A 26,910-nucleotide genomic window follows, 5' to 3' on the forward strand; every position below is an offset into this window, starting at 1 on the left:
CGGTTCTAACCGTGCTCAGCACTCACGAGACCATGCAGCGCCGGCAGCAGATCCCGGTCCGCCGGAAGCCAGTCCAGCTCGTCCAGTTCGTCGCACCCCACCCAGCGCAGCGCGGTGTGCTCGACCGCGCGCGGCTCGTCACCGGGAGACAGCAGCGCGGCCGCATACACGCGCAGGACTTTTCCGCCCGGCAGCGGGATTTCCGGGCCGACCCGGTCGCCGACGGTGACCACCACGTCCAGTTCCTCATGGCATTCCCTGGCCAGCGCGAAGGCCTCGGTCTCGCCCTCCTCGACGCGCCCGCCCGGCAGTTCCCACTGGCCTGCGTGATGCGGCGGCCAAGCCCGTTGCTGGGCAAGAAGCTTGCCGTCGCGCACCAGTGCCGCCCCGACGATGACCGCGTCCATGCGCTCAGTCTCCCCCACCGGATTCACCGGTCCGCGCCCGCCCGCCAGGTGACCTCGAACCGCGCGCCGCCGTCGGGCGACTCGCCTACCCGCACCTGACCGCCTCGGCGGCGGACTGTTTCGGCGACCATCGCCAGGCCCAGCCCGGTTCCGCCGGACGAGCGCGCCCGGTCGTCGGACACCCGGTAGAACCGGTCGAACACCTTGCTCCGGTGCTCGGGCGCGATGCCGGGACCGTCGTCGTCCACCACGACCCGCACCTTCGAGCGCGAGGCCAGCACGGACACCACGATCTGCCCGGACGCGTACCGGCAGGCGTTGCGCAGCAGGTTGTCCAGCACCAGCTCGACCTCCTGGTGCGCCGCCGACGCCCAGGCCTGCGCGACTCCGCTGCTCACGCGTGTGTCCGGTGCTCCGGACGGCAGCCGGCGCACCGCCGCGCGGACCTCGGACACCACCTCGACCGGTTCCGCGGGCGGCACCTCGCCAGCGTCGGAACGTGCGAGCGCGAGCAGGCCGTCGAGCAGGCCGGACAGTCGTTCGGACTCTTCGAGGATGTCCGAGAGCGTCTCCTGCGACAGTTCCGGATCGGGATTCGTCACGGCCACCTCGGCCTGCACCCGGATCGACGCGACCGGTGACCGCAGCTCGTGCGCCGCGTCGCCGGTGAACCTGCGCAGCCGCTGGCTGACCTCTTCCTGGCGTTCGAGCAGCGCGTTGAATTCCTCGGCCAGCGCGCGCATTTCGTCGTGCGACGTCGGCAGCGGCAGCCGGGAACCCGGCGGCAGCGCGCGCACCAGCCCGCGCATCCGCGCCACCGGCCGCAGCGCGAGCCGGACGACCAGCCAGGTCGCCAGGCCTGCCACCAGCGCGCCGACCAGCGCGACCACGACCAGCCACAGCCCGCCGTAATGCACCGCGGCGGCGAAGCCGACCAGCCCGGCCCCGGCGACGACCAGCCGCTGGCTGCCATTCGGCGTGCTGACCACCTGGCCGCGCCAGCGGGATCCGTCCGACTGCACCGGCACACCCGCCTTGAGCTGCGAGATCTCGTGGCCGGTCAGCTTGGGCCGCGCCTGGCCGTCCGCCGGATTCCCGGCGATGTCCAGCACCCGCACCAAAACCGGGTCCGCCGAGGTGAGCGAAGTCCCGGCGGAAACCGCGCCGGCCGCCGGGACGAGCGCGGCGGACAGCTCCTTGTCGACCGAATCAGTGAGCAGCGGGTCGAGCTTGTTCGCCGCCAGCGCGGCGAGGCCCAGCAGGCAGCCGAGGGTGATCGCCGCGGCCAGCACGGTGATCCGGACCTGCAGCGAACGGCGGCTCCACCACGACGACGGCGAGCCGGTCACATGACCTCGTCGAGCTGGTCGTCGGAGGCGAGATAGCCGTGCCCGCGCACCGTCCGCAGGATCGAGCCCGCGCCGACCGCGTCGAGCTTGCGCCGCACGTAACCCACATACACCTCAACGAGATTCCGCGTGACGGCCTGCTCCTCGCCCCACACCGCGCGCAGCAGCTCGTCCTTCGTCACGACCGTCCCCGCGCGCCCGACTAGTACCTCCAGCAAGCCGAATTCGCGCGGGCTCAACGGCACTTCCCGGCCGTCCCAGTGCACCTGCCGCAGCGCCCGGTCGACCTCCAGCGCACCGAGTTTCAGCGCGCCGCGCGAGGCGTCCGGCCCGGCACGGCGCAGCACCGCCCGCACCTGCGCGACCAGCACGACGAACGAGAACGGCTTCACGAGGTAACCGTCGGCACCGAGGTCGAGGCCGTCTGCCTGGTCGATCTCGCCGTCCTTCGCCGACACCAGCAGCACCGGCGTGGTCACGTTCTCCGCGCGCAGCCGTTCCAGCACGCGATAGCCGGACAGGCCGGGCAGCATGATGTCCAGCAGCACAACGTCGAACGAGCCGGTGCGCGCGAGCTGCAGCCCGGTCGGCCCGTCCGCGGCGGTGACCACGTCCATGTCCTCCGCGCGCAGGCCGCGCTGCAGCGCCTTGCGCACACCAGGTTCGTCGTCGACCACCAGCACCCGAGGTTTCACGATCCTCATCATGGCCGGTTTGTGCAGTTGACGCGCGTACTCTCAGTGCCATCTCAGCTGAACGGGCCGAACATTCAGGGGTATCTCAGCCTCGGCGGGGGAACGTCTGCACCGGGAGCCGGGCCCACCAGAGCCCGGGAACACAGGGAGAGACGAGATGGATCCGAAGAAGAAGGCCATCACCGCGGCCGTCGTCGGCACCGCGCTCGGCGTGGGCGGACTGGTCGTGGTGGCAATGCCTGCCTCGGCGGGGGACGCGCCGAAGCTGCCTCAGGTCAGCGCGGAGGAACTGGTCCAGTCGGTGGTCACCGCCAAGCCGGCGCCGTTCGACGGCACGGTCACGGTGAGCAATGACCTCGGCCTGCCGAAGATGGCGACCGGCGCGGTCCCGGGGGCGAGCGCGCTGGGCATCGACTCGGCGCAGGTGTTCAGCGACGGCGCGGGCAAGACGAAGGTGTCGCTCACCAAGGGGCAGGCGCAGGAGACGATCATCCACAACGGCAACACCGTGTGGGACTACGACTCCAAGACCAACAGCGCGACCAAGACGACGGTCCCGGCGGACGTCGCGACCAAGCACGCACCGGTCGAGGGCAAGACCGCCGACCCGTCCACGGCGGCCAAGGAACTGCTCGCCAAGGTGCGCGAGAGCAGCAACGTCGCGGTCGACGGCACGGCCACGGTCGCCGACCGGCCGGCGTACGAGCTGGTCCTCACGCCGAAGCCGACCGAGCGCACGCTGCTGCGCGAGATCCGCGTCGCGGTCGACTCGCAGACCCGGATGCCGCTGCGGCTTTCGGTGCTGAGCAACGGAACCACCGCCCCGGCGCTGGAGCTGGCGTTCAGCAAGATCGAGTTCGCCGGCCAGTCGGCCGACCTGTTCGCCTTCTCCCCGCCCAAGGGCGCGAAGGTGACCGAGAAGCAGGCCAAGATCGACGACCGCGACAAGGCGCTCGCGAACGAGGCCAAGCAGGCCACCAAGCTCGTCGGCGACGGCTGGGACACCGTCGTCACCGGCAAGGTGCCCGCGGACCTGATGAAGCCGAAGCAGGCACAGGGCGACGAAAAGGGCGGCGCGGACGTGCAGAAGATGCTGAGCCGGTTCGCCAAGCGGGTCAACGGCCCGTGGGGCAGCGGCTACCTCTTCACCACGAAGGTGGGCGGCGCGGTGCTGACCGACGACGGCCGGTTCGCCGCCGGCGCGGTCCCGGAGCAGGTCCTCTACGAAGCGCTGGGCGCCAAGTGACCAGCACCGCGGTCGAAACCGGGGCGGGCGTCTCCGAGGAGGCGCCCGCCCCGGCGGTCCCGCTGGCCGCGCGCACCCGAGGGGTGCGCAAGGTCTACCGCAGCACGGTCGCGGTGGACCACGTGGACCTGGACGTGCCCGAAGGCGCCGTTCTCGGCATGCTCGGGCCCAACGGTTCGGGCAAGACGACCACGATCCGGATGCTGCTCGGGCTCGTCCGCCCGACCGCGGGCGAGGTCGAACTGCTCGGCCGGAAGATGCCGGAGGAATCCGCGCACGCGCTGCCGGACGTCGGCGCGCTGGTCGAGGGGCCGGGCTTCCACCCCTTCCTTTCCGGACGCGACAACCTGCTGCGGTTCGCCGCGGCCGAACCGCGGCTGGCGTCGCCCGCGATCCCCGGCGCGGTCGATGCCGCGCTGGACCGGGTCGGGCTGTCGGTCGCCGCGCGCCGCCGGTACAAGGGCTATTCGCTCGGCATGAAACAGCGGCTCGGCTTGGCGAGCGCGCTGCTGGTGCCGCGCCGGATGGTCGTGCTCGACGAACCCACCAACGGGCTGGATCCGGCGGGTACCAGGGAGATCCGCCGGATCATCGCCGAACTGCACGCGGACGGCGTGACTGTGGTGGTTTCGTCGCACCTGCTCGCTGAGGTCGAAGCGACCTGTACGCACGTGGCGGTGTTGCAGTCCGGCACGGTGGTCGCGCAAGGCGAGCTGTCCGACCTGCTGGAGTCGGGAAACGCCGCGCTGCTGGTGCGCACCCCGGACGCCGAGCACGCGGTGGAAACGTTGCGGGAGAACCGGATCGGGGCGCGGCTGACCCCGGACGGCGTCCGCGCCGACCTCACCGCCACGCCCGCGCCGCGAGTGCTGCAGGTCCTCGTGCAAGCGGGGGTCGAGGTGCACGAGGCGACCCGGGCGCGGACCGGGCTGGAGGACCTGTTCGCGCGGCTGACCGAAGGGGAATCGGCGGCCGGCGACGAATCCGAGGGGGACGCATGACCGCCATGGCTGTTTCGGTGCCGGTGAGCCGGACCGGGCACGACACGGTGCCGTTGTTCCGGCTGTTCGCCGCGGAGCTGCGCTGGATCTTCCGCAGGCCGCGCACGCTCGCCGTGCTGGGGCTGCTGGCGCTGGTGCCGATCGTGGTCGGGATCGGCCTCACCCTGGTCGGCCAGAACTCCGGGAGCGACGCGCCGGACGACAGCGGCGGGGCGCTGCTGGCGTCCGCGGTGAACAACGCGTTCGTGCTGCCGATCGCCGCGATGGTCATGACGCTCACGCTGCTGCTGCCGCTCGCCTCCGCGATGGCCGGTGCGGACGCGATCGCCGGCGAGGCCGCGCACGGCACGCTGCGCGGCTGGCTCATCGCGCCGGTGAGCCGGGGACGGCTGCTGGCGGTCAAGGCGTTCGGCGTGGCGACGGTGTCCGTGGTCGCGGTGCTCGCGATGTGCGTGACCGGCGTGGCCACCGGGTTGATCATCAACGGCACGGATTCGCTGTTCACACTCTCGGGCACCACGTTGTCGCTCGGCGAGGCGCTGCTGCGGATCCTGCTCGTCGGCGGCTGGATCGTGTTGCAGCTGTGGGCGGTCGGCGCGGTCGCGCTGGCGGTGTCGAGCTGGACCGAGCACCCGATGCTCGTGGTCGCCTCGGTGCTGGCGATGAACATCGTCTTCACCATCCTCGGCTTCCTGACCTCGCTGAAGTGGCTGCATCCGTTCCTGCTCACGCAGGACTGGACGCTGGCCCCGGCCGCCGTCCTCCAGGATCCGATGATGCTGACCAGGTTCGGCGACGGCGCGATCCGCGCGGTCTGCTACATCGTGGTGGGACTTTCGCTCGCGTACGCGCGTCTCGCCACCCGGGACGGCTGACCTGGGGGTTCAGCCCACCACGGCGATCCCGTCCGGATCCGGCTGGAGCCGGACGGGATCGCCCGCCCGGAAGTCCGCCCCCGCCGGGGCGATCGCGTCCACAGTGGACTCGCCGCACCGGACGACCAGCCGCAGGTGCTCCCGCCGGTGCACCGCGGCGGTCACTTCGCCGGGCACGCCTTCGGCGGACACTTTCAAGCCATGCGGGCGCAGTCCGAGCCTTACCGGGCCGTCGTCGAGCCCTTGCAGCTCGACGGTGCCCAGCTTGGTCCGCACCACCCCTTCGGTCGCGGTGCCGTCCAGGAACGTAGTGACCCCAAGGAATCGCGCCACTTCGTCGTCGACCGGCTTGTTCCACACCGACCGGACCGCGCCCTCCTGCCGGATTTCCCCGGCGTCGAGCACGGCCACGCGATCGGCGAGGGTGAACGCTTCCTCCTGATCGTGCGTCACCAGCAGCGCGGTGATTTTGCTGCGCCGCAACAGATCCGCCAGGTCGATCGCCAACTGCTCGCGCAGGCCGGCGTCCAATCCGGACAGCGGCTCGTCCAGCAGCAGCAAGCGCGGTTCCGGCGCCAGCGCGCGAGCCAACGCGACCCGCTGCGCCTGCCCGCCGGACAGCTCGGTCACCCGTCGCCGTTCGTAGCCTTCCAGCCCGACCAGCTTCAGCAGCTCCTCGACGCGTGCCGCGTGCCGCTCGCGAGGCACGCCGTGCATCCGCAGGCCGAACGCGATGTTCGCCGCGACATCGCGGTGCGGAAACAGCTGTCCGTCCTGGAACACCAGACCGAACTCGCGCTTGTGCACCGGCACCGCGGCGAGATCAGTACCGTCCCACGACACCGAACCGGACGACACCGGCTCCAGTCCGGTGATCGCCCGCAGCAACGTCGACTTGCCCGAACCGGACGGGCCGAGCAACGCGAGCACCTCGCCGTCGGCGATGTCCAGCTTCGCGTCGCGGACCGCAGCGAATGATCCATAGTGGACAGTCAGATCCCGTACCGTTAACGCCATCAGAACTCCCCGACCGTGCTGCGGCCGCGGACCGAGCCGAACCGGTCGATCAGCGCCACCGCCACCACAGTCACCACCATGAGCAGGGCGCACGAGGCGTACGCCATCTGGTTGTTCAGCTCCCCCGGCCTGCCGATCAGCGTCGCGACGGCCACCGGGAGCGTCGGCGCGTCCGGCCGGGCGAGGAAGCTGGTCGCGCCGAACTCGCCGAGCGCGACAACGTACCCGAAGCCCGCCGCGGCCACCACCGACCGCGCGACCAGCGGAAAGTCGATCTCCCGCCACACCCGCGCCGGGCTCGCGCCGAGCGTCGCGGCGGCCTGGCGCAGCCGGACGTCGACCGCGCGCAGCACCGGCAGGATCATCCGCACGACCAGCGGCATGATCACCAGCGCTTGGGCGAACGGCACGAGCAGCGGCGACGTGCGGAGGTCGCCGGGCAACGCGTCGAGCGTCACCAGATAACCGAAGCCGACGGTCACCGCGGACACGCCCAACGGGAGCATCAACGCGACGTCCATGGTCTCGCCCATCCCGCGTGCCAGCCCGCCGGGCGAACGGCGAAGCGCCACCAGCACGACGCTGGCGACCAGTCCGACAGCCATCGCCAGCAGCGTCGCGTCAGTGGCCGCGGCGAGCGAATTCTGCGCTGCGATCCAGCCGGACACCTGCAGCGCGTCGTTCTGCCCGACAGTGTTCAGCGCCCGGTATCCGGCGAGGCTCCATCCGTCCGAACTCGATACCGACTCGACGAGCAGCGAGACGATCGGCGTCAGCAGCAGACCGAGCACCACGACCGCCGCGCCGACTGTCCACCACTCCCCGCCGCGCGGCCGACGTGCGGTGACCTGCGCGGACCGCAGCTTCACCGCGTTCTCCCGCTTCCGGCGCGCCACCGCCCCGAGCACCAGCGCGGCGACCACGGCGGCGAACTGGATCAGCGACAACGCGGCCGCGCCGGAGAGGTCCAGCAGGTCGACCGTCCGGAGGTAGATCTCGGTCTCCAGCGTCCGATAACTCCCGCCGCCGAGAATCAGCACCACGCCGAAACTGGTGGCGCAGAACAGAAACACCACTGCGGCGGCGGACGCGACAGCCGGGCCGAGCGCGGGCAGAGTCACCGATCGGAACGCTCGCCACGGCGAGGCCCCGAGCGCCCGCGCTGCCTCGGTCGCTCGCGGATCGAGGTGCGCCCACAGTCCGGCGACCGTGCGCGCGACGACGGCGACGTTGAAGAAGGCGTTGGCCAGGATGAGCGGCAGTACGCCCCCGTCCGGCCAGATCGCCCGGAAAGCCAGTCCGACGACGACCGTCGGCAGCACGAACGGGACCAGCACGATCGTGCGCGCGAGTCCGACCCCGGGCAGCCGGACTCGCGCCAGCAGGTACGCCACCGGCAGCCCGGCGAGCACCGCGACCGCGGTCGACGCGGCCGCGCTGGCCAGCGTGAACCCGGCGAGCCGCCACGTCTGCGGGTCGCCGAGCACGGTGTCGACGCCGCCCGCGGAAAACCCCCGGCCGACGATCGCGACGACCGGCCAGGCGAAGAACACCACCAGGAACGCGACCGGCAGCAAGCCGAGCAGCGTGAGCCCGAGAGTGCGCGCGGGGATCACGCGCCCATGAGCGAGCGCCATTCCCCGATCCACTTCTCCCGGCCGGCCTGCACCTTGTCCGCGGGCAGGGTCGCCGGCGTCTGCGGCAGCGGAGCCGCGGTGGCCCAGCCTGCGGGCAGTTCGACGCCCTGGCGCGCCGGGTAGACGTACATGTTCGCCGCGACCGTCGTCTGGAACTGCTGCGACAACAGGAAGTCGACGACCTTCTGTGCCTGCGGGATCTGCTTGCCGTTGGTGAGCACGCCCGCGTACTCGACCTGGCGGAAGCACGTGTCGAGCAGCGCCTTGGTACGCGGCTTGCCGTCCTCGCCGAGTTCGGCGGCCGGCGACGACGCGTAGGACACGACGATCGGCCGCGAGCCCTTGCCCGACGAGCCGGAGAAGTCCTTGGTGTAGGCCTCCTCCCAGCCGCTGACGGTCTTGAGGCCGTTGTCCTTCAGCTTCCGCCAGTAGCCCTGCCAGCCGTTCTCGCCGTACTTCGCGACCGTGCCGAGCAGGAAAGCCAGCCCCGGCGACGCAGTGGCCGGGCTCTCCGCGACGGTCAGGTCCTTGTACTTGGGGTCGGCGAGGTCGTCGTAGCTCTTCGGCTCCGGGAGGCCCTTGCTCGCGAAGTACGCCGGATCGATGTTCACGCAGACGTCGCCGAGGTCGACCGCCGCCAGCCGGTGCTGCGGGTCGACGGAGTAGCGCTGCGGGCCGCGGTCGGCCTCCGGGCTCGTGTAGGGCTGGAAGACGCCCTCGCTGAGCGCGCGCGAGGCGAAAGTGTTGTCGACGCCGTACGCGACGTCGCCGATCGGACTGCCCTTGGTGAGCACGAGCTTGTTGGTGAGCGCGCCGGCGTCGCCGGACTTGAGGATCTTGAGCTTGATCCCGGACTGGCGCTGGAAGGCGTCGAGCACGTCCTGCGGGGCGGCGAACGAATCGTGCGTGACCAGCGTGACGGTCGGCGTCTGCTGGTCCTGGCTCGCGGACGACCCGCCCGAGTCGCCGCTGGACAGCGAGCAGGCGCTGGCGAGCATCGAGACTCCGGCGAGGCCTGCCACTGTGCGGACGGTCCGCGACATCATTCTTCCCCTCCTGCACTGCGCCGGACGAGGGAGAGCGATACGGCCTCCCTACGCCGGCATGATCCGGATCCAGGTGCGAACGGTCGCGGGTTGACGGCCCGCCTCTCAGTCCGGCGTACCGGACTCCCGTGGCAATGCCGCAGCGTAGCCGACACCATGGAGTGATGACGCAGCTATTGAACGACTCGGCAGTGGAGCAGGCCCTCGGCAGCGTTCCGGAATGGCGGCGCGAGGACGACAGCATCGCGCGGACGGTCGAACTCCCGTCCTTTCCGGCGGCGATCGAGGTGGTGGACCGGGTGGCCGAACTCGCCGAGGAAGCCGACCACCATCCCGACATCGACATCCGCTGGCGCACCCTGACCTTCCGCCTCAGCACCCACTACCTCGGCGGCCTGACCGAACGCGATTTCGCACTGGCCCGCCAGATCGACGAGGTCCTCGCGGCCCGCTGACCAGGTGTGATGTCGGCAACCCTGGCAACACAAGCGGCCCCTTCGCGCGTCTTCCGGACAGACGCGAAGAAAGGAGGCCTCATGGTTCAGGCACTCGTGGTGGGAATGGGTTCGTTCGGCCTGATGGTGGCCGCCGCGGGCGGGGTGCTGTGGCACACCGCGCGCAATCGACGTGACCTTGATCACAAGAGGTAACAGTGAGCTAGATCAAGGCGCTATCCCAGCGGAACCGTCGGCACTCGCCCCGCTAGGACTCGCCATGAACAGCACAACCGCCCAGCTCACCGCCGCACAGCGCACGTGGGTCGCGGCTTTCTCGACCGCTGTCGTCCTCCTGTCGATGATCGTGCTCGGCCTGCTCGGCTGAGCGTCACGGCAGCGGGAACATCCGGATGAGCCAGCACACGGCGATCCCGATGAGCCCGAGCACGACCGATCACCCACATCCTGGCCGGCCCGCAGGGTTCACCGGGACCTGACGCCTCGCACCTCGCCGCGGCGAGTTGTCGCTGACGGTCTCGGGAACGCCCTGATCGGCCAGCGATCGGCACGAGTGGGACGTTTCGCCGAAATTGCCTCGCGCGGGTCAGGTCACCGCGTCCCCGGGCGGCAAGGCCGGGACTCTCCGATGCCACCTCGCGTGCTCGACCCAGCCAGGCGGCAGCCACTGTCCGGTGACGAGCTGCGGATGCCGGGGATGTTCGGCGTTCGCCCAGGTCACGAAGAGCAGTTCGGCCCACTCCGACTGGATCAGCCAGGACACCGGGCCGTCCTTGCTGTTCCCCGTCACGTGCACGACCGCGGGAGCGACCATCGCCGCGCCAGTGACCGCCCCCCAGCGCCACGAAAGCACGCGCGGCGTGTAGAGGTGGAAGCCGTGCACGCTCAGGTATAGCCCGCCTTGCTCGATCGGCACCCAGCGCGGAACCGCGGCCGCGGCCGCCGCCTGCCGTGCCCGGGACCGCGCGATCGCCCCGCCCACCAGCGAACCGGCCACGAGCCCGACCCCCAGTGCGCCCGTCCCGGCCACGAACGGCGTCGAGACGCTCCAGCTCCCGTCTCCGACCGCACGGAAGTCCGAAACCACGACCTGCCCGGTAGCCCAGAATCGTTCGCCGGCCACGTTCCGGCCGGGAAACGGCGCGAGCACTTCCTCGACGTGGCCGAGGTCGGCGTTGTCCGCCATCAAGCCCGCCAGGTAGCAGGTATAGCTCAGCACGTCGTCGCGATAGGTCCAGGGCGGTGTCATCGGGGACGACTGTTCTTTCGCCATTCAAACCCCCTCGCTGAATGAGGGACGATCGTAGCGGTACGCACCGCCTGGATCCGAAATCGGATCATGGAGTATGGTCCCGCTGCACTCAGTGGAGGGGAGCCATTCCGGTGCAGGAAAATGTGCGCGCTGCGCACCTGCTGCAGTTCTGGCGCACGGTGGAAATGTTCGGTCCGCAGAATATTCCAGACTTGACGTCGCCTCGTTCCATGGCGAAGACCGAGTACCTCGTATGCGACGTCGAGCCGGGCCAGCCAGCCCCGTGGGAGGCAGGACATCCGCTGTCCCAGGCCCGGTTGCCGCACGACAAGACCTGGCAATTCGTCGTGTACGGCGCGTTGTACGACGTCTCGTCGGTCCACGCTGAGCTCAGCGCGCAATTCGGCAAGGAAGACACCCCGGAGGAACGACGAAAAGACGGAACCACGGCGGTGTACGCCTTCACAGTGGACTCCGAGGGAACCCTCATTGAGGATTCCCCGGTATTATCCGCGTGCGCCTGGGCAATCAGCAGACTGAAGTCTCCAGGACCGCGTGATCCGAAGTGGCTGGACGGTTTCGACGACGAAAGCGGTTCCTTTGCCGAACAGCTCAACCGGCTTTCGCCGAAGAAGAAACCGGGTGGCAAGCTGGCCGCCGCAGTAGCCGGCCAGGTCAAGGAAGCCGCCCACGAAGCGGCTGCTGCCGGGGCGAAGGCGACCGGCTCCGCGGTGAAGACCGCGGTAGCGGCCGGTGCGACATCGCTGGCGGGCCCCGTCGTCGGGCCGGTCGTCGGCGGGATCGCCGGAGCGACAGCCGGAGCCTTCGCCGAACGGCTCCTGACCCCGCCCGGCGCGAAGAAAGCCGCGGACGAAACCGAGCAAGACCGCGAGCCGCGAGTGGAACTGACTTCGAGGACGTTGCATGCGTTCACCCGGGAACTGGTCACGGCCCTCGGGCTGAAGGACAGCCTGCACGCGACCGGGATCCGAGTGAAGTGCTACCAGATTTCCCGCCGGAACGCGGGCAGGGCGGACGATCAGGATTTCCTCAACAGCTCGATCGCCGGGGACCTCGGGCTCCTCGGGAAGGAGGTCCGGGCCGGCCACCGGGGCGAAGCGCTGCGCGCCTTCCTCAGCGAGGAGCCTTCCGCAGCCGGGTCCGACCGCGTCGATCTCCGCGAGCAGCCCGGTGCGCTGCTCGCCGGTGTCGAACCGGCCGCCATCCCCGGCGGGCGCTGGCCTTCGGCATACCCTCTCGTCACCGGACAGCAATTCGCGGTCGACTGGATCATGGCCGGACCTGATGCGGGTCTGTTCGCGGTGAACGGACCGCCCGGCACCGGTAAGACCACGATGCTGCGGGACGTGCTCGCGGGGATCGTAGTCAAGCGGGCGAGGTTGCTCAGCCGGCTCGGAACTCCGTCGGACGCCTACACCGAACCACGGGAATCTGTTCGCCCTTACTCAAGTCCGGTTCGCGCGCTCCGGCCTGAGCTGACCGGGTTCGAAATCGTCGTCGCGACTGCAAGCAACGACGCGGCAGCCAACATCACCCAGGAGATGCCGGCGCTGAGCGCGGTGAAGGGAGTCGAGGAAGAGGCTGTCGCCGCTGACTACTTCACCGAACTGGGCAGCCACGTACTGGGGAAGCCGGCCTGGGGCCTGGTCGCGGCGATGCTCGGGAAGATGGAGCACCGCAGGGATTTCGCGAACAAGTTCTGGTGGAGCGCGCACACCAAGTCGAAAGCCGAAGCGAGCGCCGCGGGCGAAGTCCTCGGGATGAAAGGTCAGCTCAAGGAAGTCCGCTCGGCACCAGAGCAGTTCGACGGCTGGGAAGGCGCGGTCAAAGCCTTCGCCGAAGCGGACGCAGCAGTCCGCGATCTGACCACCGCCCGCCAAGCCGCGGCCGCCAGCCTCGGCGAGCACGCCCGGTGCACCCAGGCCGTCGCGTGGACGACCGAACGCCTCCGGCAATCGCACACCTACTGCGGTCAGCTCGGCGAGGCCGCGCGGCAAACCGAGGAACTCCGCGCGAGGTCAGCGCAATCGCTGAACGAAGCCGATCAGCGGATTCGCGGCTGGCTGGATTGCCGGCCAAGCTTCTGGACCTCTGTGCTCACTTTCTTCCGCGCGTCACGGGAATGGCGGACGGCCTATCGCGAAGCCATCAAAGCCCGGATCGCGGCCGACCAGACCTACCAGCAGCACGCGGGTGCCGCGGCGCGACTGGCGGATGAACTCCGGCAAGCGCAGCAGAACCACGCTCGGCTGGCGGCCGAGCACGCTGCCGCCGAGCAGGCGCTAGCGCGAGTCCGGGGGCAAGTGGACGCGGCATGTGCCCGCTGGCCGGGCGTCGTCCCGTTCGGACCCGCGATCGCCGGAGACGAGCAACTTCAGCTGTGCGCGCCCTGGGCGGATCCCGAGTTCATCGCGGCCCGCACTCGGCTGTTCCTTCGCGCGCTCGCCCTCCACAAAGCCTTCCTCTGCTCGACCGCGGAACAGACCGACGTCAATCTCGCCGCCGTCGTCCAGCTCATCCAGGGCAAAGCGAAGGTCGGGCCGCGGACCGCGCTCGCCGCCTGGCAAACGTTGTTCCTCGCCGTGCCAGTCGTGTCCACCACTTTCGCGTCGCTGCCCCGGCTGTTCTCGGATCTCGGCAGCGAGTCGCTCGGCTGGCTTTTCGTGGACGAGGCCGGACAGGCCACGCCACAGCAGGTGGCAGGCGGAATCTGGCGCTGCCGCCGCGCGGTGCTGGTCGGAGACCCACTCCAGCTCGAACCGATCGTCACACTGCCGGTGCCCGCGCAACACGCGCTCCGCCGGTATCACGGAGTCGCTGAACAGTGGAGTCCGGCGGCCCTTTCCGCCCAGCAGGTCGCCGACTGCCACGCCCGGTACGGCACCTGGGTCCCGGCACCGGCCGGTGACGAGAAGGTGTGGGTCGGCGCGCCGCTTCGAGTCCACCGGCGCTGCGACTATCCGATGTTCCACATCTCCAACACCGTCGCCTACGGCGGCGACCTGATGATCTACGGCACTCCCGAGCGCCCGGAATTCCCCGGGCGAAACGAATGGCTCGACGTCCGTTCCGATCAGGCGAAGGACCATTGGATCCCGGCGGAAGGAACGGCGTTGATCGCGCTGCTCAACACTCTCACCGGCCACGGCACCGCGCCCCAGGACATCCGCGTCGTCAGTCCCTTCACCGACGTCGTGCGGGGTGTCAAGACCTGCGTCGCCGACGCCTTCGCCGACGCCTTCCCGGCGCGCAACATCGGCACCGTGCACACCGTGCAAGGCCAGGAATCCGACGTTGTGGTGCTGGTACTGGGCAGTGCGCCGAACCGGTCGGGGGCTCGGCAGTGGGCCGCGGAGAAGCCGAACCTGCTGAACGTCGCGGTGTCCCGGGCGAAACGGCGCTTCTACGTCATCGGCAACCGGGAACGGTGGAAGGACCTTCCGCACTTCACGGTGCTGGCGGCGCAACTAGCGGTGGCGGAACCGGTGCGATGACCAGTCCGGCCACCTCGTTAACCGATCCGGAACCGCTCGCGGTATTCATGCGGCGTCGTGGTCAGCGTCCGCCGAAATGAGCGGTTCAACGTAGAAACAGTCCCGAATCCGCAAGCCCCGGCGATCCGCGACAACGTCTCGTCAGTCGTCTCCAGCCGATGCCGCGCGGCTTCGACCCGCACGTGCTCGACGTAGGCGGCAGGGGTCATCCCCAACTCCGCCTTGAACACGCGCGTGATCTGCCGGTCCGTCACATGCGCGTGCGCGGCGAGATCGGACACCGTCAGCGGATCCGCCAGATGAGCCGCGATGTACTGCCGCAGTTCGTCGACCCGCCGGGTCGCGGACGCGGGCTCCAGCGACACGCTGAACTGGCTCTGCCCGCCGGGCCGCCGCAGGAACATCACCAGTTGACGAGCCACTCGCGAGGCTGATTCCGGACCGAAATCGTCGGCTACCAGCGCCAGCGCGAGATCGAGGCAGGCACTCAGCCCAGCCCCCGTCCACACGGACCCGTCGCGGATGAAGATCGGGTCCGCGTCGACGGTCACCTCGGGATGCTCCGCGGCCAGCTGCCGGGCCGTCGACCAGTGCGTAGTGGCGCGTTTGCCGTCGAGCAGCCCCGCCGCCGCCAGGATGTGCGCGCCGACGCAGACGGACGCCACCCGGCGCGCCCGCCCAGCCAGGCGGCGCACCTCCTCGACCACCGCTGGGTCGCACTGGGCGACGATCTCCCCGCTTTCCCCTGTCGTCACCGCACCGGGGACGATCAGGGTGTCGATCGCCTTTCTCGCCAGCTCAGCGAACGTCACGTCCGGCAAGACGCGCACCCCGGCCGAGGTCGTCACCGGGTCCAGCGTCTCAGCCGCGAGCACTACCTCGTAGCCCGTCGGACGGTCCAGTTCCCGCTGCAGCAAGGAAAACACCTCAGCGGGACCGGTCACGTCGAGCAGGTCGATCTGGTCGAACAGGACCACGACCACCAGTCTCTTCATTCGCACCCCATGTCGGTTTCTGCGCTTTGCATGTCATTGCCGACATCCGGAGCCGAGTCTAGCGTCGGTCGTGCGGAACAGAAACGAGAGGAAACCCCCACCATGGCAAGGAAAACGCTGCGAGAGCTGAACGGTCTCGACCAGACCCCGGCAACGCTGGCCGACGCGACGCTGATCCTGGTCGACTACCAGAACACCTACACCCGCGGCGTGATGGAGCTGGAAGGCTGGCGTCCGGCGTTGACCGCGGCGAAAGACCTGCTCGCCAAGGCCCGCGCCGCCGGGGCGAAAGTGGTCCACGTCGTCAACGACGGTGGCGAAGGCACGCCGTACGACATCCGGGCCGAGATCGGCAGCATCCACCCGGACGTCGCCCCGATCGAGGGCGAACCGGTCGTCGTCAAGGGCGCGCCGAACTCGTTCGTCGACACGGACCTGGGCGCACAGGTCGACGCGGCCGGGCACAAGAACGTGGTGATCGCCGGGTTCATGACCAACATGTGCGTCACGTTCACCACCGAGGGCGCCTTCCTGCGCGGCAACCACCCGACCGTCGTCGCCGACGCCTGCGCCACCCGTCCGCTGCCGACCCCGGCCGGGGAAGTCAGCGCGGATCAGCTGCACAACAGCGCGCTGGCGACCATCGGGGATCTTTACGGCGTGGTCGTGCCGAGCGTTGCCGAGCTGAACTGAACCCCCTGGCCTCGGCAGGCCTGTTCTGCCGAGGCGGGTTCTTCAGAACTCGATGAACCCCGCAACGACCTCACGCACGGTCCCGTCTGCTTCCGGAGTGCCATAGAAGTAGACCGGCCCTTAGCCCCAGAGATACTCCTCGACCGGCCAGCCCTCTTCGTTGACCCGAAAGAGAAACTGATGCCCGTCGGCTCGTACGGCATCGGCGTAGCTCGGCTCGTTTCGAATCAGCACCGGTTCGACCCGAACTGGACAAGGGCGATCGCGTCTTCCGCGTCAGGCATCTCGGAGCGCGCCGCCGAGCGAAGCTCAGGCCACCCGAGGTCGGCTCGCTCACCGCGCGATGAGGGTGGGCGTACTAGCGTCCGCATCGTCAATGTCGAATCCATTGTGCAGCACCACGGAAACCTCGTAGCCCGGGACCATGGAGTTGCGGGGACGGTCAGCAGGTAGCGATGCGTCGCGAGAAACTGATGCGCCTCGATCGCCACGGGCGGCGCGCCACCCGGACGACCTCCCCCCGCGCTATCCGGCAAGGGAGGAGGTGAAGAGCCCCGGCAATCAGTCGAAGACTGACGACCGGGGAAGCCGTTCAGCCGCGAACCCGATCAGACGTTGAAGCGGAACTCCACGACGTCGCCGTCCGCCATCACGTAGTCCTTGCCCTCCATGCGGACCTTGCCCGCCGAGCGCGCGGCCGCCATCGAACCCGCCTCGACCAGGTCCTCGAAGGACACAACCTCCGCCTTGATGAAGCCGCGCTCGAAGTCCGTGTGGATGACGCCGGCGGCCTGCGGGGCGGTCGCGCCCTGCGAGATCGTCCAGGCGCGGGATTCCTTCGGACCGGCCGTGAGGTACGTCTGCAGGCCGAGCGTGTGGAAACCGGCGCGGGCCAGCGCGTGCAGGCCCGGTTCCAGCTGGCCGACGGACTCCAGCAGCTCGCGCACGGACTCCTCGTCGTCCAGCTCCAGCAGCTCGGCTTCGACCTTCGCGTCCAGGAACACCGCGTCCGCCGGCGCGACGAGCTTCGCCAGCTCCTCGCGGCGCGCCTCGTCGGTCAGCACGGCCTCGTCGGCGTTGAAGACGTACAGGAACGGTTTCGTGGTGAGCAAGCTCAGCTCGCGCAGCGCCTCGCCGTCGATGTCCTTCTGCGCCTGGAACAGTGTGCGCCCGGAGTCGAGGATTTCCTTGGCCTTCTGGGCGTTTTCGAGCGCCGGACGCGCTTCCTTCTTGGTGCGCGCCTCTTTCTCCAGCCGCGGCAGCGCCTTCTCCAGCGTCTGCAGGTCGGCGAGGATCAGCTCGGTGTTGATGGTCTCGATGTCGGACATCGGTTCGATCCGGCCGTCGACGTGCACGACGTCCGGGTCGTCGAACACGCGGATGACCTGGCAGATCGCGTTGGCCTCGCGGATGTTCGCGAGGAACTTGTTGCCCAGCCCCGCGCCCTCGGACGCGCCCTTCACGATGCCCGCGATGTCCACAAAGGACACCACGGCGGGCACGGTCTTCTCCGACGAGAAGATCCCGGCCAGCTGGTCCAGCCGCGGGTCCGGCAGCGGCACGACGCCGACGTTGGGCTCGATCGTGGCGAACGGGTAGTTCGCGGCGAGCACGTCGTTGCGCGTCAGCGCGTTGAACAGGGTGGACTTGCCGACGTTGGGCAGGCCGACGATACCGAGGGTGAGACTCACGACCGGTAAGTCTACGTGCTGCGCGCGGACCGTCGCCGACCCGGTAACGTCGTGTCGGTTTTCCGCCAGTCAGAGCTCTCACCTGCTGGCATCATCGACCACATGGCTACCTCGACCATCCCGATCTGGCGCGACACCGAGCGCTGCTACCGCGCGGTGACCGCCCGCGACCAGCGGTTCGATGGCCAGTTCATCATGGCGGTGCGCACCACGGGCATCTACTGCCGCCCGTCCTGTCCGGCGCTCACGCCGAAGGCGCAGAACGTCCGGTTCTACCCCACGTCGGCAGCCGCGCAGGCCGGCGGTTTCCGCGCTTGCCGCCGCTGCCTGCCGGACGCGGTCCCCGGTTCGCCGGACTGGAACGTGCGCGCCGACCTGGCCGCCCGCGCGATGCGACTGATCTCGGACGGCCTGGTCGAGCGCGAAGGCGTGCCCGGCTTGGCCCGTCAACTCGGCTACTCGGAACGCCAGCTCGGACGCGTTTTGACAGCCGAACTGGGCGCAGGCCCGATCCGCCTCGCCCGAGCACACCGCGCCCACTCGGCGCGCTTGCTGATCGAGATGTCGCAGCTGCCGCTCACCGATGTCGCATTCGCAGCCGGGTTCTCCAGCATCCGGCAGTTCAACGAGACCATCCGCGAGGTGTTCGCGACGACCCCGTCGCAGCTCCGAGCAGCTTCGCTTCGCCGCGGAAACCGCAACGAACCCAGCGGCGCGACGCGGCTCAGCCTTCGCCTGCCGTTCCGTGTCCCGTTCGACGCCGCGAGCGTGCTGAACTACCACGCCTCGCGGGCGTTGCCAGGCATCGAAGCCGTCTCCGACGACGGCTACGGCCGCACCTTGCGCCTGCCGCACGGCCCGGCGTCAGCGTGGGTCAGCCCGCGCGCCGGTTACGTACAATGCGACCTGGCTCTCTCGGACCTACGCGACCTGAGCAGCGCCGTCAGCCGCGTACGACGCTTGTTGGACCTGGACGCCGACCCGGAAGCCGTCTCGCGTGTGCTCTCCGCCGACGATGCGCTGGCCCCACTGGTCGCCGCCGTCCCCGGCATCCGCGTGCCAGGCGCTGTCGACGGCCCGGAAGTCCTGCTCCGCACCCTGCTCGGCGAGGACGTGGCCGACGTTGTCGAACTCGGCGAGCCTGTCCCACCCGCCGACCCGCCCATGGACACCCTGACAACCCTTTTCCCGACCCCGTCCGCCATCGCCGAGGCAGAGGTAAAACCCCTGGTCAAGAAAGTCGCCGCCGCAATCGTCGGCGGTGCACTGGACCCGCACGTAGGCCGCGACGCGGACGAGCTCCGCACCGAAATGCTCGCGGTCGGCGTCGACCCCGCCACCGCCGACTACGTCGTGATGCGCCTGCTCGGTGCCCCCGACGTCCTGTTGACCGCCGACCCAGCCGTCCGCCGAGGCGCGGCCGAGCTGGGCATCGACCTGGCGACGTCCGCGCGCGGCTGGCAGCCGTGGAGTTCGTACGCCAGCCGGTATCTCAGTTCCCGAACCGCTTGAGGAGACTTTTCCCGTGCCCACCGCCTTCTGGTCCACTTTGGACACACGCATCGGCCCGTTCACCGCAGCAGTGACCGGCGACGGCGCCGTACTGGCCTCCGGCTGGACCGCCGACGTCGCCGAGCTGACACCCCTCATCTCGCCGTCCCTGGCCCCGGCGGCTCTGACCGAACGCCGCGACCTGGGCCCCGTGACGACCGCAATCCGCCGCTACCACGGCGGCGACCTCGACGCCGTCGCCGACATCGAGGTACGCCAACGCTCGGGCCCGTTCCGCGAGCACGCCTGGGAGATGCTGCGCAAAATCCCAGCAGGCAGCCCGGTGAGCTACGCGGAGTACGCCGCCCTCTCCGGCAACCCGTCGGCAGTCCGCGCCGCAGCAACTGCCTGCGCCCGCAACGCTGCGGCTCTGTTCGTGCCGTGCCACCGGGTGGTGCGGACGGGCGGAGCGATCGGCAACTTCCGCTGGGGCGTCAACGCCAAGCGGTGGCTCCTGCACCACGAAGAGTCCGCCTGACGATCCGCTACGGGTCGGGGGTTGGCTTGGCTGGCTCAAGTTGGCTTGGCTGGCTCGGGTCGGCAGGCTGGCTCGGGTCTGATCGGGTCGGCTTGGTCGGGCCGGGTCGGCTGGGCTGGGCCGACGCGGCGAGCGTGGTTGGGGCGGCTTGGCTGGCTCGGGTCGGCGGCCTGGGTCGGCTGGGCTGGGCCGGGTCGGCAGGCTGGCTCGGGTCTGATCGGGTCGGCTTGGTCGGGCCGGGTCGGCTGGGCTGGGCCGACGCGGCGAGCGTGGTTGGGGCGGCCAGGCCGACGTGGCGAGTCTTGCTGAAGTGACCGGGCTGAGCCCGCCACTTCAGCAGCGTCCCGCCGCAGCACTCAGCCCGCCGCTGCAACGGCCGCCCACCGCAGTGTTCAGCCCCGCTCGCCAGCCAGCGACACCCGGCTAGGCGAACTGCGAGCATCACGACGTGACTGTCGCGCTTCCCTCACCACACCAGCCGCACAGCACCAGCGGCACTGCGGCTATGGCCACGCAACATGCTTCGCGGTCGACATTCCGCGGCCAGCCAGCACTTTGACACCAGCTTCCGACTTGCCCGTTTCCAGCCCAGCCCGCTTCCAGCCGAAACATCCGGCTACCCGGTCACAAGCCAGCCCCGCCATCCAGCCGCACCAACCGTTTGGCCGCCGCGCGCCCCAGTCATCGGCTGCTCAGCCATCCGGCCACGCGGCCAGCCCAGCGGCAACTCGGTGCAGGAGCCAACCGCCGTCCGGCGCAGGCTCATCCTGCTCTCGTCAAGCCATCTGCAGCTCCACTCTCGACCCGGTGCGGGACTTCCGCACCCGCAGCCGCGTGGGGATGCGCTGGCGGAGTTCCTCGACGTGCGACACCAGGCCCACCACGCGGCCGCCAGCGCGGAGTTCGTCGAGGATGTTCATCACCACGTCCAGCGTTTCGGCGTCCAGGGTGCCGAAACCCTCGTCCACGAAGAGGGTGTCGAGCAGCGCGCCGCCGGTTTCGCCTGCCACCACATCGGCCAGACCCAGCGCCAGCGACAGCGACGCGAGGAACGACTCGCCGCCCGACAGCGTTTTCGCTGGGCGCACCGCGCCGGAGTAGTCGTCCAGCACGTCGAGGCCGAGGCCGCCCCTAGTGCCGCGCGCGCCGGCCGCGTCCGAGTGCACGAACGAATAGCGGCCCTGGCTCATGGTCCGCAGTCGTGCGGTCGCCGCGAGCGCGACCTCTTCCAGCCGGGCAGCCAGGACATACGAGCGCAGCGACATCTTCCGCGCGTTCTGCCCTCGTCCATTGACCACTTCGGACAACGCCCGGAGTTCGGCGTGTTCCTCCTCCAACGGCACCAGCTCCGACAGTGCCTTGCTCAACCGCCCGGCCAGCTTCACCAGTTCGCGGTGCTGCGCCGAAACCGCTTGCTGCGCGGCGAAAGCGGTATCCGCGCGAGCCCGCGTCTCCTTCGCTTGCTCGGCCAGCGGCACGACGTCCACCGCGTCGTCCGGCGAGATCCCGAACAGTTCCGGTTGCGCGAGCATCTCCCGCGCACCGGCGGCGGTCGCTTCCGCCTCGGCGAGGCCCTGTTCGAGCTTCGTGATCTGCTCTTCGGTCCGGACGGCGGCGCGCATTTCCACCAGGGTCGAGAAACCCTTGGCATGCAACGAGATTTCCACCAGATCCCGTTGCTCAGCCAGCCGGGCCTCCGCCCCGGACACCGCCGTGTGCGCCTCCGCCGCCAGGTCGAGCGCGCCGGCGAACGTGAGCAGGTGCTGCCGCCGGGCGGGAACGTCCGGGAACTCTCCCCGGCCCGCGACCAGCCGCTGCTCGCGCTCGGCCATCCGCTCGTCCAACGCGCGGATCTCGCCGTTCGCCTCGGTAACCGTCTGCTCGGCGAGGCGACGCTGTTCGGCCAACTGCTCGGCACCGCGCTCCAGTTCAGTGACCTTCGTGTTCAGCTGGTCCTTGCGCTGCGCCTTCTCGGAGAGTTCGGCGACGAGCGTCCGGGCTTCGGTCAGCGCGGTCGCGATCTCCTCCGCAGTACGCCCGTCCAACCGTTCGCGCAGGGAGACAGCCCGTGCCTTGGCCTCTTCCAGCGCGGACACCACTCGCTGGCGCAACGCGGACGCCTTCTGCTCGGCTTCTTCCGCAGCACGTTCTTCGGCCGCGTCCACCAATGGCGCGTCATGGTTCGCCGGTGCCGGATGTTCGGCCGACCCGCACACCGGGCACGCCGCTCCCTCGGCCAAGCCAGCAGCCAGCTCTGCTGCCATACCGTCGAGACGCCGCTCGCGGAGATCGAGCCGACGTTGCCGAGCCGTCTGGTGCTCGTCGACCACTTCGCGCAGTTTCGCTTCACCACGCTCGACTCTGGCCTCAGCTGGCGGCAACTCCTCGGCTGCACGAGTGAGCACCATCAGCTCTTCGACGCGAGATTTAGCACCGTCCAGCTTCGCCGCCGCTTCTCCGGCTACCGTCGCTTCAGCACGCGCAGCGGCAATCCGACCGGGCAGCTCGGCCAACCGCTTGGCGAGCCCAGCAACTTGCTCAGCGGCTTTCTCCGCGGCTTTCTGCCGCTCCGCGCGGCGTTGCTCGTCGCTCTTCTGCTGGTTGGCTTCCGCGGCCAACTCGGCGAGAGCACCCGCCTCCTCGCGAACGGAGCCCGCGCGCTCGCGCAGGTCCGCGACCGCGAGCCCGACCGCGTCGAAACCGAGGTCGGCGAGATCTCGGATCCGATCGGCCACCAGCACCTGCGCATCGCCGAGTTCGGCCGTGCGCCGGTCCATCAACTCAGCCTCGGGAACTACCGCGGCAGCACGCCGAGCCGCCGCGATTTCTTCCGTCCACTCAGCACGTTCGGTCGCCTGCTCGGCGATCTGCGCCAGCCGGGTGTGCGCGGTGCGGACCCGGCGGATCTTTTCCGCGTCCTCTTCCGCCTCGCGCAGCGCGACCTCAGCGGACTTCGCCGCCGAACGTGCTTGCCCTGCCTCGGTTTCCGCCGCCTCGGCCTGGACAGCGATCTCGGCCAGCACAGCCTCGACCCACTCCGGCCGCCCTTCCTCCGGCGGTTCCTGCTGCGCTTCCTGGGCGTAGCGGGCGAGCAGCTCGCGGACCTCCTGCTGCCGCTTGTCCAGCGCACGGCCGCGTTCCGCGCGAAGGTCAGCGAACCAGCGTTCGACGTCGGAGAACCGCTCGGTGCCGAAAAGCCGTTCCAGCAGCTTCTCGCGCTCGGTGGTGTCGCTGCGGAGAAACTTCGCGAATTCTCCTTGCGGCAGCAGCACAACCTGGAAGAACTGCGGTGCCGTCATGCCCAGCAGCCGCTCGACGGTGCGCGCCACCTCGTCGATGCGGATGCTCCCGTCCGGCGGCAGCCCGGCGGGCGGTTCGCCGACCCAGGTCAGCGAAACCCGGGCCTGCTGCGTGGTGAATCCGTCGCCGCGTTTCTTCGGCCGCTGGTACTCCGGACTGCGCACGATCCGCAACCGCTGGCCCTGCACGGTCAGCTCCAGCACGACCTCGGTCTGCCGATCCGGTTCGGCGAGATCGCACCGCAACCGCTTGACGTCGCCGCGCGCACCCGGCACCACGCCGAACAACGCGAACGCGATCGCGTCGAGCAGCGTGGTTTTGCCCGCTCCGGTGTCGCCGTGGAGAAGGAAGAGACCGTCGGTGCCAAGGGCGTCGAAGTCCACCACCTCCCGCCCCGCGTAAGGGCCGAAGGCTTCTACCTCCAGCAGATGCAGTCTCACAGCTTCTCCACCGCCGCCCGGTTCGCTGCTTCGAGCGCCAGGTGCACGAGCCGCTCCTCTCGTTCGCTCGGCGGAGCGCCACGGCAATCGTCGAGGAAGCTGCGCGCGATCTCGATGTCGCTGCGCCCGCGCACCGCCTCGGCGTACTTCAGTTCGGTGCCGGCGACCCCGCCGTCGGGCCGCCAATCCATGTGCACCGCATAGGGAAAACGGTCCTGCAGCAACCGCATCGCGTCGATCGGGCGCACTCGATCGGTGACCGTGATCGAGAGGAAATGCTCGCGCCATTGCTCGTGTTCCGGGTCTTCGAGCAAAGCGGCGAGCTCGCCGGAGAGCGTCGCGAGCGGACGCGGCACCGGCAGCTCATGCCGGCGGACCTCGGCCAGACCGGTCGCGTCGAGATCCACGAACCACACCGATTTCCGTTGCCGCGCTTCGGAGAACGAGTACGCCAGCGGACTCCCGGAGTACCGGAGGTGTTCCGCGAGCGTCTGCGGTCCGTGCAAGTGCCCGAGCGCGACGTAGTCCACGCCGTCGAACACCGATCCGGGAACCTGCTCGACTCCGCCCACCGCGATGGTGCGTTCTGATTCGCTGGCCTCGCCGCCGGTGACGAAAGCGTGTGCCAGCACTACGGATCGAGCCCCCGGACGACTGGCCAGGTCGTCCCGCACCCGCCGCATCGCCTCGCCGAGCACACCGGTGTGGCCGCGCGCCTCCGGCACGCCCAGCGCGTGCCGCGACGGCTCGGGTTCGAGATACGGGATGCCGTAGAACGCGACCGCGCCGTGTTCGTCGTGCAGCACAACGGGTTCCGCGATGCCTTCGACGGTCGCGCGGACGTGCAGCCCGCCCGCCGCCGCGAACTCGGCGAACGCGCCCAGCCGCGCGGCCGAATCGTGGTTGCCAGGCGTGACCACGAGTTCCGCGCCGGCCCGGCGGATGCGGGTCATTGCGGCCGTGGCGACGCGGACGGCTTCGGCGGACGGCACCGCTCGGTCGTAGATGTCACCGGCCACCACCACGACGTCGACCGACTCGCGGTCGACGAGTTCGGCGATGTGCGTGAGGGCGGCCTCCTGTTCGGTGAGCAGATCGGCGCCGTGGAACGTGCGGCCGATGTGCCAGTCAGACGTATGGAGGACTCTCACGGCGACCACGTTAGGAGCAGACCCCGACGAAATCCCGGAGGCACGCCGATGCCCCACTCGAACGTGTGTACGAAGCCGATCAGGTCCACTGCGGACACGCCCAGCCTCGAATCTGGAAAGTCGCAGGTCAGCTACGCAGCGCGACCGCGGGTGCCGGTTTTTGTCGGTGGGGTCCGCCATGATGTCTCGCGTCCGGACACCCGCCGGACCCGACGGAGAGGAGGACCGGGTGGAGACGGTGATCACCACTGCGGCCGTCGTGCTCGCGCTGCTCCTGTGCGTCGCGGTTGTCGCGCTGTGGCGGCTGTACAACGACGGAATGCGCCGCGCCGACGCAGCCGCGCGGCTCGTGGCCACGGAGCGCGCGAAAGGCGACCAGCAGCAGCTCGCGCTGCGCCGGTACGAGGTGGCGTTCGCGTCGATTCACGGCCGCGGCGAACTCGGCGAACAGGTGCTCGTGGAGACCGCGCGCGCACTCGGACTGCGGGAGGGACTGCACTTCACCCTGCAGACCGATTTGGGCGGCGGTGGAAGCGCGAAACCCGACCTGGTGCTGAATGTCGGCGGCGGCCGGGCGGTGCCGGTCGACGCGAAGGCAAGCATGGCCATCTGGGCGGAGGCGGTCGAGACCGACGATCCGGAAGAACGGCTCGACGCGCTGCGCGTCCACGTCCGGCAGCTGCGCTCCCGCGCGGCGGAGCTGGCGGGCAAGGGCTACCAGCGCTGGGCGGACGCGATTTACGGCACCATCATGTTCGTCCCGTCCGACGCGGCCGTGGTCGCCGCGCTCGACACCGATCCCGAACTGCTGCGCTGGCTGATCGACCGCCGCGTCTTCCTGTGCGGCCCCACGGGATTCGGGGTGCTCGCGTCGGCAGCGCTGTTCGCCGCCAGCGACCGGGCGCTCGTCGAGGACGTCGAGCAAGTGCGCGCGGGTGCCGCCGCCGCGCACCGAGCCGCCGGCAATGCGGTGGAGGCGCTGAATCTGTCCTCTACGCACCTGCAGCGCTTCGTCTCGGCCCGCCGCCGGGAACTCGAGGCGCTGGAGTCGTTCCGTGCGACGGTCGCGCCGCTCACCGACGCGTCGGGCAGTCCGGCGCCGGTACCGCAGCTTCGGAAGGGAGACGAGGTGGCAGCTGGTTGAGGTCGCGGCGCGATGGCCGCGGGCTCGACAGTCGCGATCGGACGATCGACGGTCTCGTCTTGCGGGACGGGTTCAGCGGCGTGGCTTGCTGGCGTCAGGATGACGGCATTGGGTTCGCGGGGCGTGGGCTGATGCGCTCGCGCGTGGAGTGTGCTTGAAGCCTGGCCGTGCTGTTGGGGAGGGCGAGGTTTCGGTTGCCCGGCCCAATGGCACGACGGCCGTGCGGACTTGGCGGGCGCGCACGTGGCGAAACAGTTCGCCGAAATGCGGCCGGGGCACGGATCCGGTGGCACGGTCGCGAGCAGGCACGTTCCGACGAGCCGGACCCTGCAGCGCGGTCTAGCGGCGGAAGCCACAGCAGCACGGTCTGGCGGCATTGGCCTCGGCGGCTCGTCGCGGCGGAGCAAGCCAGCCCCGGTGGCGTGGGCGTCGGGAGCAAGTCAGCCCTGGTGACGTGGGCGTCGGGAGCAAGCCAGGGCACGGCGGCCGGGCGGACCTGGGCATCAGCGGTGCATTTCGCCGGAGCCCCGCCACGGCACTGCGATCTGGCGGTGTGGGCCCTGGCGGTGTGGGCCCTGGCGGTGTGGGCCCTGGCGGTGTGGGCCCCGGCGGTGCGATCCGGCACTGCGAGTCTCGGCGGCGCGATCTGGGTTGGCATCGTCCGGCGGGAGTGAGCCTGGGCGCGGGAGCGGCTGAGCGTCCTAGCTCGGTCCGGCTCGGGCGCCCTGGCGCTCTTCGCACGCAGAGCGCGAGAGCTCCCTCGGGAGTCGCCGTGGGCGGTAGCGCATCGCGGTGGCGAGGTAGGCGTCCAAGGTGAGTTGAGCGCCCTCCCGGTGAGCGGTGGGCCGGGGGCCTCCGGATCATGCGTCGGCAGCCGAGACCGTCACACGGCCCAAGCGGTCATGGCCGGCCATCCGCGACAGCTGGCGGCTTGCGGCTGAGCGTGGAGGCGCGGCAGGCGCGCACCACGGT

Annotated in this window: 20 protein-coding genes and 1 riboswitch; of the genes, 9 read left to right on the forward strand and 11 right to left on the reverse strand. The window is 69.9% G+C overall.

What is annotated here, in order from left to right; genetic code table 11:
• Positions 1–5: 5 nt before the first annotated feature.
• From BM362_RS13325 to BM362_RS13335, 3 genes are read right to left on the reverse strand one after another with little or no spacing between them, the layout of a single operon-like run.
• Positions 6–407 carry a (deoxy)nucleoside triphosphate pyrophosphohydrolase gene (locus BM362_RS13325; protein WP_067575956.1) on the reverse strand — a complete coding sequence of 134 codons (402 nt, stop codon included), beginning with the start codon at positions 405–407 and terminating at the stop codon, positions 6–8.
• A 23-nt stretch (positions 408–430) separates the two neighbouring features.
• Complete coding sequence (locus BM362_RS13330; protein ID WP_093573280.1) at positions 431–1,756, reverse strand: sensor histidine kinase; 1,326 nt, start codon at positions 1,754–1,756, stop codon at positions 431–433.
• Positions 1,753–2,463 carry a response regulator transcription factor gene (locus BM362_RS13335; RefSeq protein ID WP_067575952.1) on the reverse strand — a complete coding sequence of 237 codons (711 nt, stop codon included), beginning with the start codon at positions 2,461–2,463 and terminating at the stop codon, positions 1,753–1,755. The genes BM362_RS13330 and BM362_RS13335 overlap by 4 nt, the downstream gene beginning before the upstream one ends.
• A 145-nt stretch (positions 2,464–2,608) precedes the next feature.
• On the opposite strand from BM362_RS13335, the gene BM362_RS13340 reads away from it, so the two are divergent.
• Genes BM362_RS13340 through BM362_RS13350 form a run of 3 tightly spaced genes read left to right on the forward strand, consistent with a single transcriptional unit; the run spans position 2,609 to position 5,573 of the window.
• Complete coding sequence (locus BM362_RS13340) at positions 2,609–3,697, forward strand: LolA family protein (RefSeq protein WP_093573282.1); 1,089 nt, start codon at positions 2,609–2,611, stop codon at positions 3,695–3,697.
• Complete coding sequence (locus tag BM362_RS13345) at positions 3,694–4,698, forward strand: ABC transporter ATP-binding protein (RefSeq protein WP_093573283.1); 1,005 nt, start codon at positions 3,694–3,696, stop codon at positions 4,696–4,698. Before BM362_RS13340 ends, BM362_RS13345 begins: the two co-directional genes overlap by 4 nt.
• Positions 4,695–5,573 (forward strand): ABC transporter permease, encoded by an 879-nt coding sequence (locus BM362_RS13350; protein ID WP_093573284.1) that lies wholly within the window; start codon positions 4,695–4,697, stop codon positions 5,571–5,573. Before BM362_RS13345 ends, BM362_RS13350 begins: the two co-directional genes overlap by 4 nt.
• 9 nt (positions 5,574–5,582) lie before the next feature.
• On the opposite strand, the gene BM362_RS13355 is transcribed toward BM362_RS13350, so the two are convergent.
• From BM362_RS13355 to BM362_RS13365, 3 genes are read right to left on the reverse strand one after another with little or no spacing between them, the layout of a single operon-like run.
• A complete protein-coding gene (locus tag BM362_RS13355) occupies positions 5,583–6,590 on the reverse strand; it encodes an ABC transporter ATP-binding protein (RefSeq protein ID WP_067575944.1) in 1,008 nt (335 codons plus the stop codon).
• Positions 6,590–8,227, reverse strand: a complete 1,638-nt coding sequence (locus tag BM362_RS13360; protein WP_232791468.1) for an ABC transporter permease — start codon at positions 8,225–8,227, stop codon at positions 6,590–6,592. The genes BM362_RS13355 and BM362_RS13360 overlap by 1 nt, the downstream gene beginning before the upstream one ends.
• The gene (locus tag BM362_RS13365) at positions 8,203–9,270 is read right to left on the reverse strand and encodes a thiamine ABC transporter substrate-binding protein (RefSeq protein ID WP_093573443.1); all 1,068 of its coding nucleotides are present in this window, start codon (positions 9,268–9,270) and stop codon (positions 8,203–8,205) included. The genes BM362_RS13360 and BM362_RS13365 overlap by 25 nt, the downstream gene beginning before the upstream one ends.
• 31 nt (positions 9,271–9,301) lie before the next feature.
• A riboswitch (TPP riboswitch) is annotated at positions 9,302–9,413 on the reverse strand.
• 24 nt (positions 9,414–9,437) lie between these two features.
• Here BM362_RS13365 and BM362_RS13370 point away from each other — a divergent pair.
• On the forward strand, positions 9,438–9,728 hold the full coding sequence (locus BM362_RS13370) for a 4a-hydroxytetrahydrobiopterin dehydratase (protein ID WP_093573285.1): 291 nt from the start codon (positions 9,438–9,440) through the stop codon (positions 9,726–9,728).
• A 586-nt stretch (positions 9,729–10,314) separates the two neighbouring features.
• Here the strand turns inward: BM362_RS13370 and BM362_RS13375 are convergent.
• Complete coding sequence (locus tag BM362_RS13375) at positions 10,315–11,001, reverse strand: hypothetical protein (protein WP_093573286.1); 687 nt, start codon at positions 10,999–11,001, stop codon at positions 10,315–10,317.
• 209 nt (positions 11,002–11,210) lie between these two features.
• Between BM362_RS13375 and BM362_RS13380 the strand changes: the two genes are divergently transcribed.
• A complete protein-coding gene (locus tag BM362_RS13380; RefSeq protein WP_093573444.1) occupies positions 11,211–14,495 on the forward strand; it encodes a DEAD/DEAH box helicase in 3,285 nt (1,094 codons plus the stop codon).
• 17 nt (positions 14,496–14,512) lie between these two features.
• Here BM362_RS13380 and BM362_RS13385 read toward each other — a convergent pair whose 3' ends face one another.
• On the reverse strand, positions 14,513–15,490 hold the full coding sequence (locus BM362_RS13385; protein ID WP_093573287.1) for a GlxA family transcriptional regulator: 978 nt from the start codon (positions 15,488–15,490) through the stop codon (positions 14,513–14,515).
• Between the two features lie 102 nt (positions 15,491–15,592).
• On the opposite strand from BM362_RS13385, the gene BM362_RS13390 reads away from it, so the two are divergent.
• Positions 15,593–16,183 carry a cysteine hydrolase family protein gene (locus tag BM362_RS13390; RefSeq protein WP_067575935.1) on the forward strand — a complete coding sequence of 197 codons (591 nt, stop codon included), beginning with the start codon at positions 15,593–15,595 and terminating at the stop codon, positions 16,181–16,183.
• Between the two features lie 608 nt (positions 16,184–16,791).
• Here BM362_RS13390 and ychF read toward each other — a convergent pair.
• Positions 16,792–17,874 carry a redox-regulated ATPase YchF gene (gene ychF, locus BM362_RS13395; protein ID WP_093573288.1) on the reverse strand — a complete coding sequence of 361 codons (1,083 nt, stop codon included), beginning with the start codon at positions 17,872–17,874 and terminating at the stop codon, positions 16,792–16,794.
• A 102-nt stretch (positions 17,875–17,976) separates the two neighbouring features.
• Here ychF and BM362_RS13400 point away from each other — a divergent pair, with 102 nt between their 5' ends.
• Positions 17,977–19,386, forward strand: coding sequence for a DNA-3-methyladenine glycosylase 2 family protein (locus BM362_RS13400; protein WP_093573289.1), 1,410 nt, complete (start codon positions 17,977–17,979; stop codon positions 19,384–19,386).
• Between the two features lie 13 nt (positions 19,387–19,399).
• Positions 19,400–19,903, forward strand: a complete 504-nt coding sequence (locus BM362_RS13405) for a methylated-DNA--[protein]-cysteine S-methyltransferase (protein ID WP_093573290.1) — start codon at positions 19,400–19,402, stop codon at positions 19,901–19,903.
• Between the two features lie 776 nt (positions 19,904–20,679).
• Here BM362_RS13405 and BM362_RS13410 read toward each other — a convergent pair.
• A complete protein-coding gene (locus tag BM362_RS13410) occupies positions 20,680–23,643 on the reverse strand; it encodes an AAA family ATPase (RefSeq protein ID WP_093573291.1) in 2,964 nt (987 codons plus the stop codon).
• On the reverse strand, positions 23,640–24,794 hold the full coding sequence (locus BM362_RS13415) for an exonuclease SbcCD subunit D (RefSeq protein ID WP_167545278.1): 1,155 nt from the start codon (positions 24,792–24,794) through the stop codon (positions 23,640–23,642). Before BM362_RS13415 ends, BM362_RS13410 begins: the two co-directional genes overlap by 4 nt.
• A gap of 229 nt (positions 24,795–25,023) precedes the next feature.
• Here BM362_RS13415 and rmuC point away from each other — a divergent pair, with 229 nt between their 5' ends.
• Positions 25,024–25,938 carry a DNA recombination protein RmuC gene (gene rmuC / locus BM362_RS13420; RefSeq protein ID WP_093573293.1) on the forward strand — a complete coding sequence of 305 codons (915 nt, stop codon included), beginning with the start codon at positions 25,024–25,026 and terminating at the stop codon, positions 25,936–25,938.
• Positions 25,939–26,910 lie beyond the last annotated feature (972 nt).

Origin of the sequence: Amycolatopsis rubida (assembly GCF_900115345.1) — a bacterium.
In the GTDB taxonomy this organism is placed as follows: domain Bacteria; phylum Actinomycetota; class Actinomycetes; order Mycobacteriales; family Pseudonocardiaceae; genus Amycolatopsis; species Amycolatopsis rubida.

Coding starts and splice junctions, on each gene's coding strand:
- BM362_RS13325 (WP_067575956.1), bottom strand. CDS start 407: ATGGACGCGGTCATCGTCGGGGCGGCACTGGTGCGCGACGGCAAGCTT.
- BM362_RS13335 (WP_067575952.1), bottom strand. CDS start 2,463: ATGATGAGGATCGTGAAACCTCGGGTGCTGGTGGTCGACGACGAACCT.
- BM362_RS13340 (WP_093573282.1), top strand. CDS start 2,609: ATGGATCCGAAGAAGAAGGCCATCACCGCGGCCGTCGTCGGCACCGCG.
- BM362_RS13350 (WP_093573284.1), top strand. CDS start 4,695: ATGACCGCCATGGCTGTTTCGGTGCCGGTGAGCCGGACCGGGCACGAC.
- BM362_RS13355 (WP_067575944.1), bottom strand. CDS start 6,590: ATGGCGTTAACGGTACGGGATCTGACTGTCCACTATGGATCATTCGCT.
- BM362_RS13360 (WP_232791468.1), bottom strand. CDS start 8,227: ATGGCGCTCGCTCATGGGCGCGTGATCCCCGCGCGCACTCTCGGGCTC.
- BM362_RS13365 (WP_093573443.1), bottom strand. CDS start 9,270: ATGTCGCGGACCGTCCGCACAGTGGCAGGCCTCGCCGGAGTCTCGATG.
- BM362_RS13370 (WP_093573285.1), top strand. CDS start 9,438: ATGACGCAGCTATTGAACGACTCGGCAGTGGAGCAGGCCCTCGGCAGC.
- BM362_RS13375 (WP_093573286.1), bottom strand. CDS start 11,001: ATGGCGAAAGAACAGTCGTCCCCGATGACACCGCCCTGGACCTATCGC.
- BM362_RS13380 (WP_093573444.1), top strand. CDS start 11,211: ATGGCGAAGACCGAGTACCTCGTATGCGACGTCGAGCCGGGCCAGCCA.
- BM362_RS13385 (WP_093573287.1), bottom strand. CDS start 15,490: ATGAAGAGACTGGTGGTCGTGGTCCTGTTCGACCAGATCGACCTGCTC.
- BM362_RS13390 (WP_067575935.1), top strand. CDS start 15,593: ATGGCAAGGAAAACGCTGCGAGAGCTGAACGGTCTCGACCAGACCCCG.
- BM362_RS13400 (WP_093573289.1), top strand. CDS start 17,977: ATGGCTACCTCGACCATCCCGATCTGGCGCGACACCGAGCGCTGCTAC.